The 13,090-nt window shown below is 59.6% G+C and carries 14 protein-coding genes and 1 pseudogene; 3 read left to right on the top strand and 12 right to left on the bottom strand.

Annotated features, from left to right (window positions below):
• Positions 1–4 precede the first annotated feature (4 nt).
• Positions 5–786, top strand: a pseudogene (locus BJ6T_RS44605) (IS5-like element ISBj2 family transposase).
• A 9-nt stretch (positions 787–795) separates the two neighbouring features.
• Here the strand turns inward: BJ6T_RS44605 and BJ6T_RS38350 are convergent.
• From BJ6T_RS38350 to BJ6T_RS46545, 11 genes are read right to left on the bottom strand one after another with little or no spacing between them, the layout of a single operon-like run.
• Positions 796–1,833: an EscU/YscU/HrcU family type III secretion system export apparatus switch protein gene (locus BJ6T_RS38350; protein WP_014497939.1), complete on the bottom strand. Its 1,038-nt coding sequence runs from the start codon at positions 1,831–1,833 to the stop codon at positions 796–798.
• Complete coding sequence (sctT, locus tag BJ6T_RS38355) at positions 1,830–2,651, bottom strand: type III secretion system export apparatus subunit SctT (RefSeq protein WP_011084629.1); 822 nt, start codon at positions 2,649–2,651, stop codon at positions 1,830–1,832. Before sctT ends, BJ6T_RS38350 begins: the two co-directional genes overlap by 4 nt.
• 10 nt (positions 2,652–2,661) lie before the next feature.
• Positions 2,662–2,937, bottom strand: a complete 276-nt coding sequence (locus tag BJ6T_RS38360; protein ID WP_011084628.1) for an EscS/YscS/HrcS family type III secretion system export apparatus protein — start codon at positions 2,935–2,937, stop codon at positions 2,662–2,664.
• A 2-nt stretch (positions 2,938–2,939) separates the two neighbouring features.
• Positions 2,940–3,605, bottom strand: a complete 666-nt coding sequence (sctR, locus tag BJ6T_RS38365) for a type III secretion system export apparatus subunit SctR (RefSeq protein ID WP_011084627.1) — start codon at positions 3,603–3,605, stop codon at positions 2,940–2,942.
• On the bottom strand, positions 3,598–4,719 hold the full coding sequence (gene sctQ, locus BJ6T_RS38370) for a type III secretion system cytoplasmic ring protein SctQ (protein WP_011084626.1): 1,122 nt from the start codon (positions 4,717–4,719) through the stop codon (positions 3,598–3,600). Before sctQ ends, sctR begins: the two co-directional genes overlap by 8 nt.
• A complete protein-coding gene (locus BJ6T_RS38375) occupies positions 4,716–5,252 on the bottom strand; it encodes a hypothetical protein (protein ID WP_011084625.1) in 537 nt (178 codons plus the stop codon). The genes sctQ and BJ6T_RS38375 overlap by 4 nt, the downstream gene beginning before the upstream one ends.
• Positions 5,228–6,583 carry a type III secretion system ATPase SctN gene (gene sctN / locus BJ6T_RS38380; RefSeq protein ID WP_011084624.1) on the bottom strand — a complete coding sequence of 452 codons (1,356 nt, stop codon included), beginning with the start codon at positions 6,581–6,583 and terminating at the stop codon, positions 5,228–5,230. The genes BJ6T_RS38375 and sctN overlap by 25 nt, the downstream gene beginning before the upstream one ends.
• On the bottom strand, positions 6,580–7,200 hold the full coding sequence (gene sctL / locus BJ6T_RS38385) for a type III secretion system stator protein SctL (protein WP_011084623.1): 621 nt from the start codon (positions 7,198–7,200) through the stop codon (positions 6,580–6,582). Before sctL ends, sctN begins: the two co-directional genes overlap by 4 nt.
• Entirely contained in the window at positions 7,197–7,835 is a 639-nt protein-coding gene (locus BJ6T_RS38390) for a nodulation protein (RefSeq protein WP_011084622.1), read from the bottom strand. The genes sctL and BJ6T_RS38390 overlap by 4 nt, the downstream gene beginning before the upstream one ends.
• Before the next feature lie 11 nt (positions 7,836–7,846).
• Positions 7,847–8,710, bottom strand: a complete 864-nt coding sequence (gene sctJ / locus BJ6T_RS38395) for a type III secretion system inner membrane ring lipoprotein SctJ (RefSeq protein ID WP_014497940.1) — start codon at positions 8,708–8,710, stop codon at positions 7,847–7,849.
• A gap of 8 nt (positions 8,711–8,718) precedes the next feature.
• The gene (locus BJ6T_RS46545) at positions 8,719–9,219 is read right to left on the bottom strand and encodes a nodulation protein NolB (RefSeq protein ID WP_026312858.1); all 501 of its coding nucleotides are present in this window, start codon (positions 9,217–9,219) and stop codon (positions 8,719–8,721) included.
• Positions 9,220–9,401: 182 nt separating this feature from the next.
• Between BJ6T_RS46545 and BJ6T_RS38405 the strand changes: the two genes are divergently transcribed.
• Both BJ6T_RS38405 and BJ6T_RS38415 read left to right on the top strand, forming a co-directional pair.
• A complete protein-coding gene (locus tag BJ6T_RS38405; RefSeq protein WP_020608155.1) occupies positions 9,402–10,094 on the top strand; it encodes a secretin N-terminal domain-containing protein in 693 nt (230 codons plus the stop codon).
• Positions 10,095–11,243: 1,149 nt separating this feature from the next.
• A complete protein-coding gene (locus tag BJ6T_RS38415; protein WP_011084616.1) occupies positions 11,244–11,447 on the top strand; it encodes a hypothetical protein in 204 nt (67 codons plus the stop codon).
• A 570-nt stretch (positions 11,448–12,017) separates the two neighbouring features.
• Here BJ6T_RS38415 and BJ6T_RS38420 read toward each other — a convergent pair.
• On the bottom strand, positions 12,018–13,082 hold the full coding sequence (locus BJ6T_RS38420) for an IS630-like element ISRj1 family transposase (protein WP_039228620.1): 1,065 nt from the start codon (positions 13,080–13,082) through the stop codon (positions 12,018–12,020).
• Between the last annotated feature and the right edge of the window lie 8 nt (positions 13,083–13,090).

A 13,090-nucleotide genomic window follows, 5' to 3' on the forward strand; every position in this document is an offset into this window, starting at 1 on the left:
CTACGTGTTGATTCGGGGGCGAGAGAATGCGCGCTGGTTTGTTTTGGCTGAACGACAGGCAATGGGCGCGTATCGAACCGCATCTGCCGAGGGGACTGACGGGGCCGGATCGGGACGACGACCGACGCATCGTCAGCGGCATCATTCACATGCTGCAATCGGGTGCACGATGGCGTGATTGTCCACGTGAATACGGCCCTTACACGACGATCTACAATCGCTTCAATCGCTGGGCCAAGCGAGGACGATGGTGCGCAATCTTCGAAGCGCTGGCCAAGCCTGGCGAAGACGGCGTCGTACTGTCGCTCGACTCGACCTCGATTAAAGCTCACCGGTGTGCCTCCGGCGGAAAAGGGGAAGCACAATCAAGCAATCGGCCGCTCGCGCGGAGGCCGCACGACAAAAATCCATGCGCTGAGCGATCCGCTCTGCCGGCCGGTCGTCCTGCATCTGACTCCAGGCCAGGATGCCGATATCGCTGCGGCTCCCGATGTCCTGGCGCTCGCGCCACCCATGAGCGTGCTCCTCGCCGACAAAGGGTATGATGGCGACAAGCTTCGCGGCGCAATCATTCGTCGTGGCGCCAAGCCCGTAATCCCCAATAAATCTAACCGTGTCGTCATCCATCGCTTCAACAAACGCGCCTACAAAGGACGAAATGTCATCGAACGCTGCTTTTGCAGGCTCAAGGACTTCCGGCGCATCGCCACGCGATATGACAAGCTCGCCCGTAATTTTTTGGCCGCTGTTCATCTCGCCGCTCTCGTCGCATATTGGCTCAATTGAGTCTGGACCCTAGACTAGCCCCGCCGCATAGAGCGCTTTTGCGACTGACTCGAAATACTGCGAAGGCACCGGGTTGCCGAGCCTTGCCTTGCCGAGCAGCTGACGCGCCAGAACATTGTCCTCCACAATGTTGAGGCGAAGCGCGCGCGCCTCACCAAGCAGCTGTGAAGCAGCTTCACCCTCGCCACGGCAGACCAACACCGGCACACCGGTCTCGCCGCGAACATAGCGCAGACCAATCAACGTTGCCGGTCCCCGCAATATCAACGTGGCCCGGCTGATGCCGAGTGGAGCCTCGTTTGCCGACTCTTGCCGCAGCCGCCGGTGCTCGCGCTTCACCTGCGGATTGCCTTGCTGTTCCTTGTTCTCCCGCTTGGCCTCCGTTTCCGTCATGCGCATGTCCTGCATAAACAACCAACGCTGGATTAGAAGGTCAGCCAATCCGCCGACCAGAAAAGCTCCAGCGGCAATGCCAATCAGCAGTTTAACCTCGGTGAAGACGAAACCAAAACAGCCCATGCCGCAGACTGGCAGGTACACCAGCGCTTTCCAGCTCGCGGTCACGGTTAAAAAGAAGATCGCACCAAGCAAAACCACTTTAGCCAGGGTCTTGCCAAGCTCGATGGCCGAACGTTTCGAGACGATACGCTTCAAGCCTTTGATGGGATCGAGTTTCTCGAGCTTCGGCTTGAGCGGCTCCGAAGCAAACATAAAGCCGCCATTGGCCAGGACATTGGCCAGAAGAGCTGCTGTCACGGCAGCGGCGAGCAACGGAGCGACAGTGGCAATCGAAAGTTCTAGCAAGCCGCTGAGCGCTTGTGGCACCGCGCTTGTGAACGGCTGCTCCTGCAGTTTATCGACCAGCCGGGCCGTCTCCTGCCACTTGTCCTCAATGGCACCCGCTCGCCACCACAGACAGCCGAAACCGGCACAGGCGCTGACGCCGCTCACTAGATCGGAGCTGCGCGCGCTCTGCCCCTTCTTGCGCGCATCGCGCAGCTTCTTGGGCGTCGGAGGAAGCTTTTTCTCCTCACTCGTAGAGCTCATTTCAACAGCTTCCTCAGATGATCGAGCATGTCGTTCGAGGTCAGGATTTCAGAACCGGCATATTCGAGCAGATAGACGGTGTAGCTGACCATAATGACCCCGAATGCAACATTCTTGATCATCGGAGAGAGATCGTTCATCTTGAGCTGAGATGCAAAACGGCCGAGCATCATGACCGAGATATCCACCAGCAACAGCAGGGCCAGAACCGGCCCGGCGACCAACAAGGTCGTCATCATGATACGATCGAGAAGGGCAAGACACTCCATTGCCCCTTGCACTGTCAAGGCAGGCAAAAACTGATAGACAGGCCACACTAGGTAGCTGCCATAAAGGCCGCTCACCATGGTCTGCAGCCCGCCGACCAGAACGAAGATCGTAACCGCCGTAACACCGAGAAAGAGCCCGGTTCCAGTCGCTTGGCTGTGCGTCGCGGGATCCTCCCCCGCAACTTGGCTTGAAATTCCTCGTTGGGTATCGATGATGTCGCCGACTGCCTGTATGCTCCATAGTGGAATACTGAGCAGGATGCCGAGCATCAGACCGACGAACACCTCCTTCACGCCAAGCATGGTAACGCTAACCAAGCGCGTGTTCGGGTCCAAGGCCTGCAGACCGAGCTTGATCTGAGCAAGGCAAGGCAGGCCAATCGCAATCGTCAGGCTTCCCCGAATGAGGCCGCTGATACGCGGCCGGGTGAAGACAGGAAGCACCAGCATGATGCCTAGGGCGCGGGCCGCACTCAGGCCGGTTGCGGCGACGAATTCGATCGAGCCCTGAACGAGAACTTGCGCCTCTGCGGGTGACAGGCCAGCCATCCAAGCTCTGCTAGTATCTTGCGGTGAGTGCCGGAAACTCGCTGAAGATGCGCTCGGCCTGGTCGATCAGCGGGGCGCTGAGAACCGGGGAAAAACCGGCGAGCACGGCGACGACAACCAGAAGCTTGACCGTCAGTGGCAGGGTTTGGTCCTGGAGCTGAGTTGCCGCCTGGATAAGGCCAATGATCAGTCCGGAGATCAGAGCTGCGAGCAACGGCGGCAGAACCCAGATCATGAAGAGCACGAGCGATTGACTGAGGTGCGTAAGGATGCTGGCTTCGTTCATGGTCAACCTCCTGGCGTGGTGTAGCTTAGTACTAGCCCGTGCATGAGACGTGACCAGCCGTCGATAGTGACGAACAGAAAGAGCTTGAAGGGGACAGATATCACTGTGGGGGATACCATCGACATACCCATGGCCATCAAAATCGTGGTGACAATCAGATCGATCGTGATGAAGGGAAGATAGAGAAGAAAACCGATTTCGAAGCCCCGCTTGAGTTCGGAAATCAAGAACGACGGCACAAGAATTGAGAAATCATCTGCCGTTACGCTGCCGCGCATCTCCTCCGACCAGACATGTTCGGTGGATGACAGGAAGAAGCGGCGCTGCTCTTCATTGGTGAATTTCTTCAGATGAACACGCAGCGGCTCCTGTCCCTCCTTGGCGGCCATCACCCAGTCATCGAAACTCTGGTAGCGAAGTTGCGGATCGGTAAGGCGGTTATAGGTCTGCTCGAAGACTGGAGCGCTGATGAAGACGGTCAGGATGAGTGCCGCTCCGTAAAGGACGATGTTCGGCGGTATCGATTGAGTTCCTAGCGCATTGCGCACGAGGAAGAGAACAACCGAGACCTTGATAAAGGCTGTAGTTGTGACGACAGCAAAGGCCAGGAGACCAAGGCCGACCGTTATTGCAAGAAGCGCCAGGATGCTGGGTTGAATTTCAGTCATTAAGCGCCAACCTGCCGCGTAACCTGACGGCGAGCTCCTCGCCGATCCGCACGATGTCGCCTCGGCCGATACGTTGGCCGTTCGCAACGATATCGACCGGCCCGTCAAGATGCCGGCCAAGTTCGAACACGTGGCCTTCGTTGATGGTTCGCAAGGTTCCCAACGGCATCGGCCAGCGGCCACATTCGAATACGAGTGTGATCTCGATGCTGTCGATATCCGCCTCTGACGGGGGCTGCTGTTGCATCTGGTTTTGGGGCATCACATCTTCACTTTTTAGAGGGTGGGATCGCAAGCGGAATGGTCCTCGCAGCACCAGCCTGTCGCCGCCAATCTCTGCAGGGGCCCACAATCGGTCTGCAACGAGAACAATTTGGCCTCGCGCGAGTGGAATTGTGTCCGGGAGCAGCGCATCGCCTTGCTCTGCTTGGCGAAGAACGCCGATCGCGACGCGGAGCGAGCCGATATGGCCTGCAACGATGACCGGGAGTTCGGAAAGCAGCCTGGCCGCCTGTCGCGGTAATCGGCCGAGCAGCTCGCCGAGGACGGTGAAAGCCGGAGGCACCGGACCGTCGAACGGAGAGAATAGAAGCAGCCGAGCCTTGCTGGCGAGCTCACCATAGGCGACGTCAAATTCAAGATAAGGCTGCGTACTCCGCGCTTCCTCGGTGCGAACAAGCTGCAGATTCCGCTGCGTCATTCTTTCCAGCGCAGCAAGCAAGGGTTCAAGCGCAAGTTCCAGGACCAGCGAACGCGCCGGCTCAGAAGGTAAGGTAAGCCCATTCTGCACGGTCCGAACCAGCGCTTCCGCAAGCTTACCCGGCAAGGACAGGATCAAGGTTTCACCTTCTACTTCGAAGACGCAGTCGAGCATCGGTGCCGCAGCCGGCTCCGCCTGCCAGACGGTCCGGCTCACGCGCACAGATAGCGGCTTCTCGCCGAGGAGGCCTTGTAGAGGCGCACGCAACGCTGTGATCTCGTTAAGCCACGAGGCCACTGCGTGCGACAGGATCAGCGACGGCATGAAGGCTGCGCGCTCAGCCGGCCGGTCCGAGGCCGGTGCGGCTTCCGCGCCGCAGGCCCCGAGCTCGCGCGTGAGAGGATCTGCAATCATGCTGGCTCACCTCCCGTCTGCCCTGACGGGCCGCGCCGGTAGCGGAGCAAGACTTCATCATCAGCTTCGATTTCGGCGGCGGCTTCGAAATGAGCACTCGTGGTGCGCCGAACGTCTTGATCAATCTCACGCCATTTCTGGCTCGCCGCTGAACGCCTGGCCCAAACGGCCCTCGCCTCAAGAACCGCAGTCTCAGCTTGCGCCTGAGCAGCACGGGCATTTTCAAGAACCTGCTGCGCCGCTGCAATCTCGTCTGTGAGCCGGCCGATGATGAGATGATAGCGCCGCTGCAGCTCGCAAACAGACATCGCATCGGCTGCTAGCATCTCCCGATAGAGCTCTGCCTCGAGCTTTGCCCGGCGCTCTTCGGCATGTGTAAGATGCTCGAAAGCTCGTTGGACAGCTTGGATCGCAAGGTGGCGCTTGGCTTCCATGTTAGACAATTCACGAATGGCGCTTCGCTCCCGCATGTCCTTTACGAGCCGCAGCTTCGAGGCGTGAACGGGACTTAGGCGGTCAGACGCGATATCCATGCGATCGTCTCCTCAAAGCTGCACGCCTCACCCTGCCCCTGGCGCAGAAAGGCCCGCAGTTGCTCGATCGAGGCGATCGCCCGATCGGTCAGCGGATCAGAGCCTTGTTTGTATTCACCGACCTTGATCAGGAACTCGGCCTCAGCGTACCGTGACAGCAGATCACGGAAAAAGGATGCCGCCTTGCGATGCGGCACGGACACGATCGCATCCATGACGCGGCTGCGGCTCGACAACACGTCGATCGCCGGAAAATGCTCCCGGGAGGCCAACGCGCGGGAGAGAATAATGTGGCCATCGAGGATGCCGCGTGATTCTTCCGCTATCGGATCACCCGTGCCGTCACCTTCGACAAGCACAGTATAGAAGGCCGTAATGGAGCCATGCTCGCCCATGCCGGCGCGCTCCAACAAGCCCGGCAACAGTGCAAAAACGGATGGCGGAAATCCGCGCCGGGTCGGCGGTTCTCCTGCGGCAAGTCCGATTTCACGCATGGCGCGGCTAAAGCGCGTCAAAGAATCCATCATCAGAACGACGCGAAGGCCCTGATCACGAAAATATTCGGCTAGCGCTGTCGCCATGTGGGCGCATTGGGCCCGCTCCATCGCCGAACGGTCGGAAGTCTCCACCACAACGACGGAACGGTGAAGGGCTTCGCCAAGATGACGTTCGATGAATTCACGCACCTCTCGACCGCGCTCGCCGATCAGCGCAACGATAGTGACGTCGGCCGCTGCGCCTCTTACGATTTGCGACATCAGCGTCGACTTGCCGCAACCGGCATCACCATAAATTCCGATCCGCTGACCTTCTCCGCATGTGAGAAGACCATCCAGGACACGGACGCCGAGCGGGAACGGCTGTTCAATCGCGCGCCGTTTCATCGGATTAGGCGCCCTGCCGCGCAGCGGTCTGGCTTCGCCGGCTTTTATAGGGCCCTTGCCGTCGAGCGGCCGGCCAAAACTGTCGATCACGCGGCCGAGCAAATCGGGGCCGGCAGCCACTTCCTGCATTCGCCCGGTCGTCACCACCTCTGCGCGATTGGACAGCCCCACCATGTCCCCGATGGGCGTGAGTAACACCCCATCCGGCAACAGACCGATTACCTCGGCCTCGAGCGACCATCCGCTGCGAGGATCCTGCAATAAGCACAGTTCTCCGACCCTGGCCTCCGGCAAGACGGCGTGCAGCAGCGTGCCCACGGCCCGCGTGATCCGGCCGCGGACAGCGCGTGTATCGATGTGCTTGGCGGAAGATCTTAAGGATGAGAGTGCGGCCTTTACGGTTCCTTCTGCGGCCGCGGCATGATGGGTCGGTCGTTGCACGGTCACGATTCAGCTTCCTCCGTCAAGCCAAAGCCGAGGCGCAGCGCGCGCAGCTGCGCGGCAAGCCCAAGATCGACGTTGCCGAACTCGCTCCATAAAACACATTGGTCCGCGCTCAGCGCCGGATCCGCCTCAATCCTGAGCTTCGGCCGGCCCTCAAGTCCGTCATAATCCTTGAACTCACTGGCTAGCAGGTCGGCTTTCAGTGGGGATACGTGAAGGCAGACCTCCGTGTTTTTATATCTTTGCTCGATGGCATGACGAACGCACTGGACCAGCATCTTGCCCGAATCAAATGCGCCAAGCAGATCGCGAACGATCTCAAAGACCAGTTGCGGCAATTCCCGCTCCAGAACCGCCTTGCGTTGGGCCAGTTCACAAGTCGCCTGCGCAATCAGCCGGGCCATTTCCTCTGCGCCAGCCTTTGCACCCTCGGCGCGGCCCTGCGCACGTTCCCGCTCATAAGCCAGGCGTGCCCACCCTCGAACCCGCTGCAGATGCCGCTCGGCAGCGGCCAGCGCCTGTATGGCATCGTGCCAGATCTCAAGCTGCGCAGCTGGGATCAGCGGTCCAAGAGCCCGAATCTTCGGGGCCGCGGGTGGTGCGAGGGCATCGGCCGTCATGCCCCAGCATCCTCAGTGCGCAAATGAGCCATGACGAGGGAAAGCAGCGGGCCTGCTGCGCTACGGTGCTCGGCAGTTGAGCTCTCGGCGGCCGTCCCAGCGGGCAAGCGTAGAAGCACGCGGATACGAGCAAGCGATGAAGTCTCTTCGAGCCAAGCGCCGAGACAAGCATGCCCGTCATATTCGATCTGTCGGGACAATTGCTCTGGATCGGCGATCGGGGCCGTTGCGACGGCGCAGGATAAATGCCGGACTGCGAAAGCATGCGCCTCGGCACCGATCAACTCCACCAACACAGGCAGATCGTGCCTGGAGAACAGCTTGAGGATGGAGCGTGCATGCCAAATGCCGCCCGCGAGCAGCGCAGCCCGCCGCGGATCATGCCCCAGGAGAGCATCTTCGCTCCAGTCGCCGCAGCTCACCTCCCCCTTGCTGCCCAAAAGCAGTTCGGCGAGCCTTGGCTGTAGCCTGGCACTCTGCTGTAGCCGAGCCAAAGTGGAAGGTGAAAGCAGCGGGTCAAGAAGCCCGGCAAAACGACCGGGATCGGCCGAGGCAGCAAGCTCGCGCAGCCGATCGGCTGCGAGCGTGAACGAGCGATTGGTTTTTGTGGCTGTGGTTGACATTGATGGCGGCATGAGCGTCCAGACTATGACGCATCAGCAATCATCTTGCCCGCCGCTTGGTCAGCAGACAGGCGCGAGCCCCTACCGAACACGCTCAGCTTACGCGATGATTTTCCAAACTGACGCATGCGCGGGCCCAGCAATACGCAAGCGACGATGCCGAATACCGCTCCGGCGCTTCCTACAGCAAGCGCAAGTAACGGCGATGAGCCGGCTCTTGCTGACTGAGCCACAGGGACTCCCGGACCGGCAGACTGCTCGACTGGAGCGCGCTCGACCGGCACGAAGACAACGGCGACCTTGTCATAGGACAGCCCTTCAATGCTGTTTGCGACGAGCATCTTGATCTGCGGCAATAGTGCCGAAAGCCTCGCGCTGGAGCCATGTCGAATGAAGACCGATGCCGAGGATGGGGTCGCACCTTGCCGCAACAAGTCGTTCTTCGGCAGAACGACGTGAACGCGTGCTGAAAGGACGCCATCTATATCGCTGATCGTGCGCGACAATTCTTCGCTTAGAGCATAAACGTATCGTGCCCGCTCCTCGATCGGCGAGGCAACGAGGCCCGATCCCTTGAACACCTCGCCGAGATTCTTGAAGGATTGGCGCGGCAGCCCCTCAACATTGAGCAGGTCAATCGAATAAGCGAGCTGCTTTTCCTCGACCTGGATTGTGCTGGTTCCGTCCTTGGCGACAACACGGACAGCATCAACGCCCTTGCCAAGGAGAAGCGCGAGCATCTCATTAGCCTCGCGCTCCTGAATTTTGGTGTAGAGATCGGTCTTACAGCCGATCAGCGAGAGGAGAAGGGGCATAGCAAGAAACACGCGAAGCCGTCGCCACGATTGACGGCCGCCGGAGCTCCCCCTCTTCGTATCGCCAGTCATCAGCTTACTCAGCCGGCCGATAGCAGCTTGTTTAGCGACGAGCTGACGGCGCTGGTGCCCTTGGAGACGAGGGAAACCTGAACAACGTCTTTGTAGACGTCTCGCAGATTCGTCATCATCGATTCGAAATCAGCTCCAACCGGCTTAACAGCCGCATTGGCTCCGGCGTTATCCGCCGGCAAAAGTGGCTGCGCAGCCGGCCCAGGCTGCACCCCATTTACGACAGCCGGCGCAATCGCCGGAGAAACGGCTCGACCCTGGTAGATGCCGGAAAGGGTTTGGAGGATTCGGTCGCCCGGCGGACTTGCCAGCACATTCGTGCGCTGGACCTCCAATATCGGAGGAGTCGCTGCGGGTGGATTCGCGGTCGGGAAAGCAGACCCCTGATTGGGAGCTACTTGCGCCAGGGACTGCTCGAAACGCGCCTGCTCGCCAGCAGCTGCCGGAGAGCAGGCACCGGAAAGACAACCGGCTGAACTGGGAGGGATCGGCGTTGCGCCTAACAACATGGAGTGTGTCATTGTGCTGGTTTGATGACCTAAGCTTTAGCCGATGAACCGATCAAGTTCATAGGCTGCCGAGCTGACGAAAACCTGACGGAGATCAGGTTGACTTGGTCATCTAATGATCACGTTTGGCTTCCAAGCTGCGGCGAAACTCTAACTTCATAATGAGCGGAAGGCGTCAAGGAATGCTCGCGCGGTCCACGGTGGTACATATCTTAAAAAGAATTTTTTGTGCCGGTGTTCTCATCTGTGTCGGAATTTTGCGCACGTCTGCTGCATCCCTTTCGCTGCCGCCCGCCCCTTATAGCTACACCGTTCTCGATCAGGATCTTGCTGCGGCGCTGCAGGAGTTCGGAAACAATCTCAATATCAGGGTCAATGTCAGCGCCGACGTCAGGGGCCGGATTCGTGGACGAATGCCGGACCTGCCGCCACGAGAATTCCTTGACCGTTTGACTGCTTTGTACAATCTCCAGTGGTACTATGACGGACTTGTCCTTTACATCTCCGCCGCCCAAGAGGCGCAAAGCCGGCTCATTGTATTGAACCCAATCAGCTTCGATGCGCTCAAGGCCGCGCTCGACGCGCTCAACATCTCGGATGAGCGCTATATCGTGAAACCTGCCCCGGGAGAGGGCCTCATCCTTGCTTCTGGCCCACCCAGATTTGTTGCGCTGGTGGACCAGACCCTCAAGGGCCTTGTGGCGGAAGCGCAGGCCCGGCGCAGTCCCGCCGCCGAGAGGTCACAACACGAGTCGGTTTTGATGTTGTTTCGCGGCTCCTCGAGCACGGTCTTCCGGGACGGGCGGCCGGAAGCTTCTCCCGAAACGCCGCTTCATGGGGGCGCTGTGCGCGAAGCCGGTCCAGGCCAGAAGTGATGGTCGAAGATGCAAGACCGCTCCGACTGAAGTCGCATCCGATCGTCAGCTTTTCGAAAGCTAAAGCCCCCAGCATGAGCCTGCGAGGTCTTGACGGCTGCCCTGCTTGAGGCAGCCCGATAGATGGATAAGAGACCGGATGCTCGAGGGAAATTGGGTAGCGCTGCCTTCACGCAGTGCGAGGCATTAAAGATCAATGTGGGCCTCCGCACGCGCGCTTCCGAGCTAGCTGAGGCTTCGCATAGCTCAATGCGCGTCATCAGTTGGAAGGAGAAACAGGGTGGATTTCAATGCAGTCGCCCCGGCGAATACGAGCCCGGAGCCCGACACAGCACGGACGGCTACAGATGCAACCGAGTTCGAGCGGCAGCTCAGCGGTTCAGAGGCTCCCGCTTCGGCGCAGGGAGTCGCCCATCCAGTGCTGCAGGGCGAGGCTTATTCACCCTATCTCGACGCGGGCCATCCCTACTCTCCATACTTGGAGACAGGACACCTCTATCCGCCTTACCCAGATTTAGCGCATCCCCTTGGGCCAGACTCGGGTTGGCAGGATAATCTATATGCCGCGCCTGCGGCCGTCGCTGCGCCAGAGCCGGACAACGGCCAGCTGCATCTCTCGCCGCAGGCCATAGCTCAGGCGATCGAGGAACATCCCGGCTTCGATCAAGATGTGATATGGCAGACTCTGGATGTCGGCCCATCGGAAGCCGAGCCACGGCACGGTGAGCCTCAAGCGGGGACATCGCATGCAGGACCATCGCGCACCGCCCCTTTTTCAGGATGAGCCGCCGCACGCCGGCCCCTCGCATGCCCGGCCATTGCAGGCGGGACCGCCCCAACCTGGGTCTTCTGAAGCTCCGCCAGAAAGGACCGCGAGGCGATCCATGTCGTCGAGATGAAGGTAAGCGCGTTGCGGATCAGGATAGTCTGGGTATGACCGGCCCCCCTAAATACCTTCAACATACCGGTTGTTAGAACCAGCACAGTTCTTCGCACAAACCTCCAAACACCGGACCACCTGAGATCACTCGGGGCACGAATCGCGGCATCAATCCGGCCTCACTCTTCGTCAGCTTCTTGCAAGCTGCCCCTGCTAGCACGAAAGGAATAGGTCATCTCGCGGCACCGCCGCTATCTGAGTTTTATGACATGGACACAGGCGCAGCCGATATCGCAGCAACGGCGCCAGACGCTGGCACAAACACCGATAACGCCGCGAACGGCGGCGACAACTCGCACGCAGCATTGTTGCAGCGGGCCTTCGAAAAAGCTCTGGTTGCCGTCGCTACCCAGGTCATAAGCGATACCCAGTCAGACATGGATGACGCTATGAGCGAGCTAGATGATGGCTGAAGGCCGGATTATCAGACGCGCACAGGGAGGACCTGACGGACGGCAAGCCGAACCGAAAACGATCGGGTGAAGCAGGCGGACTTGGCAACAGCAGCCGCTAGACCGTCTTAGGTGATCCTCCAGGCAGGCGGTGCGGCCGTTCTGCAGGACCTCGCAACTTTCGGAAGACGCCGCAGCGACTTGCTCATGCCGCCGTGTCACATATTCTTCGATGAGGGTTCATCAGGAGCGCTCTTTAGCCAGGGCACCAGACGTTCTAAGCGAGCCCGAGCGCTCCCCGCCGATGAACTTCGTCATCTATTATCCTCGATTGGTTCTGCAGCCGCCCGCGAGATCGTGCGCTAGAGAGATCCTCCGAGATTTTCCGGAACATAGGCAGACTTGGCGCTCGCTGCGCCCATATCTGCAGAACTCCGGGGACCGCTACCCCTCAGCATCGAGGCATGTTGCTGCTGCCTGATCCTGAGTTATGGCGTATTTGTCGCTACGAATTGGCGCCAAAGCTCAGACTGCCCCTATCACGCTAAGAGCTAAGATCCTCATCGAGGCCGCCGCACCTAGTACCCGGAATCAGAGCTGAGTGATACGGCGGCCTTTGAAACGGCGTTGACGGACCTTTTTCTTGGTCCAGACGAAGGGCTCGGCTCTGTCGTTGTATGCGTTGACGTAGGCATCGATGTGTTCCTGAAGCTGCTTGAGGCTCGTGAAGGAGGTGCCGCTGAGCGACTGCCCCTGCAAGATGGAAAACCATACTTCGACCTGATTGAGCCATGGCGCACTTGTCGGCGTGAAATGAAATTGCACGTTGGGGTGGGCCTTGAGCCAGTCCTCGTTCTTTTTATGGGTGTTGAGGTTGTCGAGGATGACGTGAAGCTTGCGGTTCGGAAAAGCCGCGGTGACGCTGTTCATGAAATCGAGAAACTCGACGCGGCGCCGGCGTTTTGAATGGGTCGCGATGATCTTTCCGGTGGCGACTTCGAGCGCCGCAAACAATGTTGTGGTGCCATGCCGCTTGTAATCGTGGCTTTGGCCGGTCAAGGCGCGGCCATTGGGCAACTTCAGATAACCCTGCGCTCGCTCCAAAGCCTGGATCGAGGGCTTCTCGTCCACGCACAGCACAATGGCCTTCGCCGGCGGCGCGACATAGAGGCCGACAACATCGGCGGCTTTGGCCGTAAAGTTCGGGTCGTTGCTCTCGCACCAGGACTTGCGAGCCACCAGGTCAATCTTGTGGCTGCGCAGGAACCGCCAGACATATTGGACATCGACATCGCCCAGCGCCTCGGCCAGCAGGGGGCCGGTCCAGCGCGCAAACCCTTGCGGTGGCGGCTTATCCAGCAGCTTCAGAATCCGCTTGTCGGTCGTCTTCGTATAGATCGGCTGCTTGCCAGGCCGCGGCTTGTCTTGCAGCCCTTCAAGGCCATGGTCGGCATAGCGATGCCGCCAAAGGCTGACAATCCGCGGCTGGACCCCAACTTCCTTGGCGATCGACCGGGTGCTGCGCCCATCCGCCGCCAACAGAACTATCCGCGCCCGCTTCAAATCGCGCTGCAACGTCACCGGTGAGCGACAGCACGCCTCAAGCACCTTGCGATCTTTCCTCGAAAGGTGGACTTCTCTTGCTTCGGGTATCATCCCGACCT

Origin of the sequence: Bradyrhizobium japonicum USDA 6 (genome assembly GCF_000284375.1) — a bacterium.
GTDB classification, from domain to species: domain Bacteria; phylum Pseudomonadota; class Alphaproteobacteria; order Rhizobiales; family Xanthobacteraceae; genus Bradyrhizobium; species Bradyrhizobium japonicum.

What these genes read in the sequence shown, in the direction of transcription:
- BJ6T_RS38350 (WP_014497939.1), bottom strand. Translation starts at nt 1,833, where the DNA reads ATGAGCTCTACGAGTGAGGAGAAAAAGCTTCCTCCGACGCCCAAGAAG.
- sctT (WP_011084629.1), bottom strand. Translation starts at nt 2,651, where the DNA reads ATGGCTGGCCTGTCACCCGCAGAGGCGCAAGTTCTCGTTCAGGGCTCG.
- BJ6T_RS38360 (WP_011084628.1), bottom strand. Translation starts at nt 2,937, where the DNA reads ATGAACGAAGCCAGCATCCTTACGCACCTCAGTCAATCGCTCGTGCTC.
- sctR (WP_011084627.1), bottom strand. Translation starts at nt 3,605, where the DNA reads ATGACTGAAATTCAACCCAGCATCCTGGCGCTTCTTGCAATAACGGTC.
- sctQ (WP_011084626.1), bottom strand. Translation starts at nt 4,719, where the DNA reads ATGATTGCAGATCCTCTCACGCGCGAGCTCGGGGCCTGCGGCGCGGAA.
- BJ6T_RS38375 (WP_011084625.1), bottom strand. Translation starts at nt 5,252, where the DNA reads ATGGATATCGCGTCTGACCGCCTAAGTCCCGTTCACGCCTCGAAGCTG.
- sctL (WP_011084623.1), bottom strand. Translation starts at nt 7,200, where the DNA reads ATGACGGCCGATGCCCTCGCACCACCCGCGGCCCCGAAGATTCGGGCT.
- BJ6T_RS38390 (WP_011084622.1), bottom strand. Translation starts at nt 7,835, where the DNA reads ATGCCGCCATCAATGTCAACCACAGCCACAAAAACCAATCGCTCGTTC.
- sctJ (WP_014497940.1), bottom strand. Translation starts at nt 8,710, where the DNA reads ATGACTGGCGATACGAAGAGGGGGAGCTCCGGCGGCCGTCAATCGTGG.
- BJ6T_RS46545 (WP_026312858.1), bottom strand. Translation starts at nt 9,219, where the DNA reads ATGTTGTTAGGCGCAACGCCGATCCCTCCCAGTTCAGCCGGTTGTCTT.
- BJ6T_RS38405 (WP_020608155.1), top strand. Translation starts at nt 9,402, where the DNA reads ATGCTCGCGCGGTCCACGGTGGTACATATCTTAAAAAGAATTTTTTGT.
- BJ6T_RS38415 (WP_011084616.1), top strand. Translation starts at nt 11,244, where the DNA reads ATGGACACAGGCGCAGCCGATATCGCAGCAACGGCGCCAGACGCTGGC.
- BJ6T_RS38420 (WP_039228620.1), bottom strand. Translation starts at nt 13,082, where the DNA reads ATGATACCCGAAGCAAGAGAAGTCCACCTTTCGAGGAAAGATCGCAAG.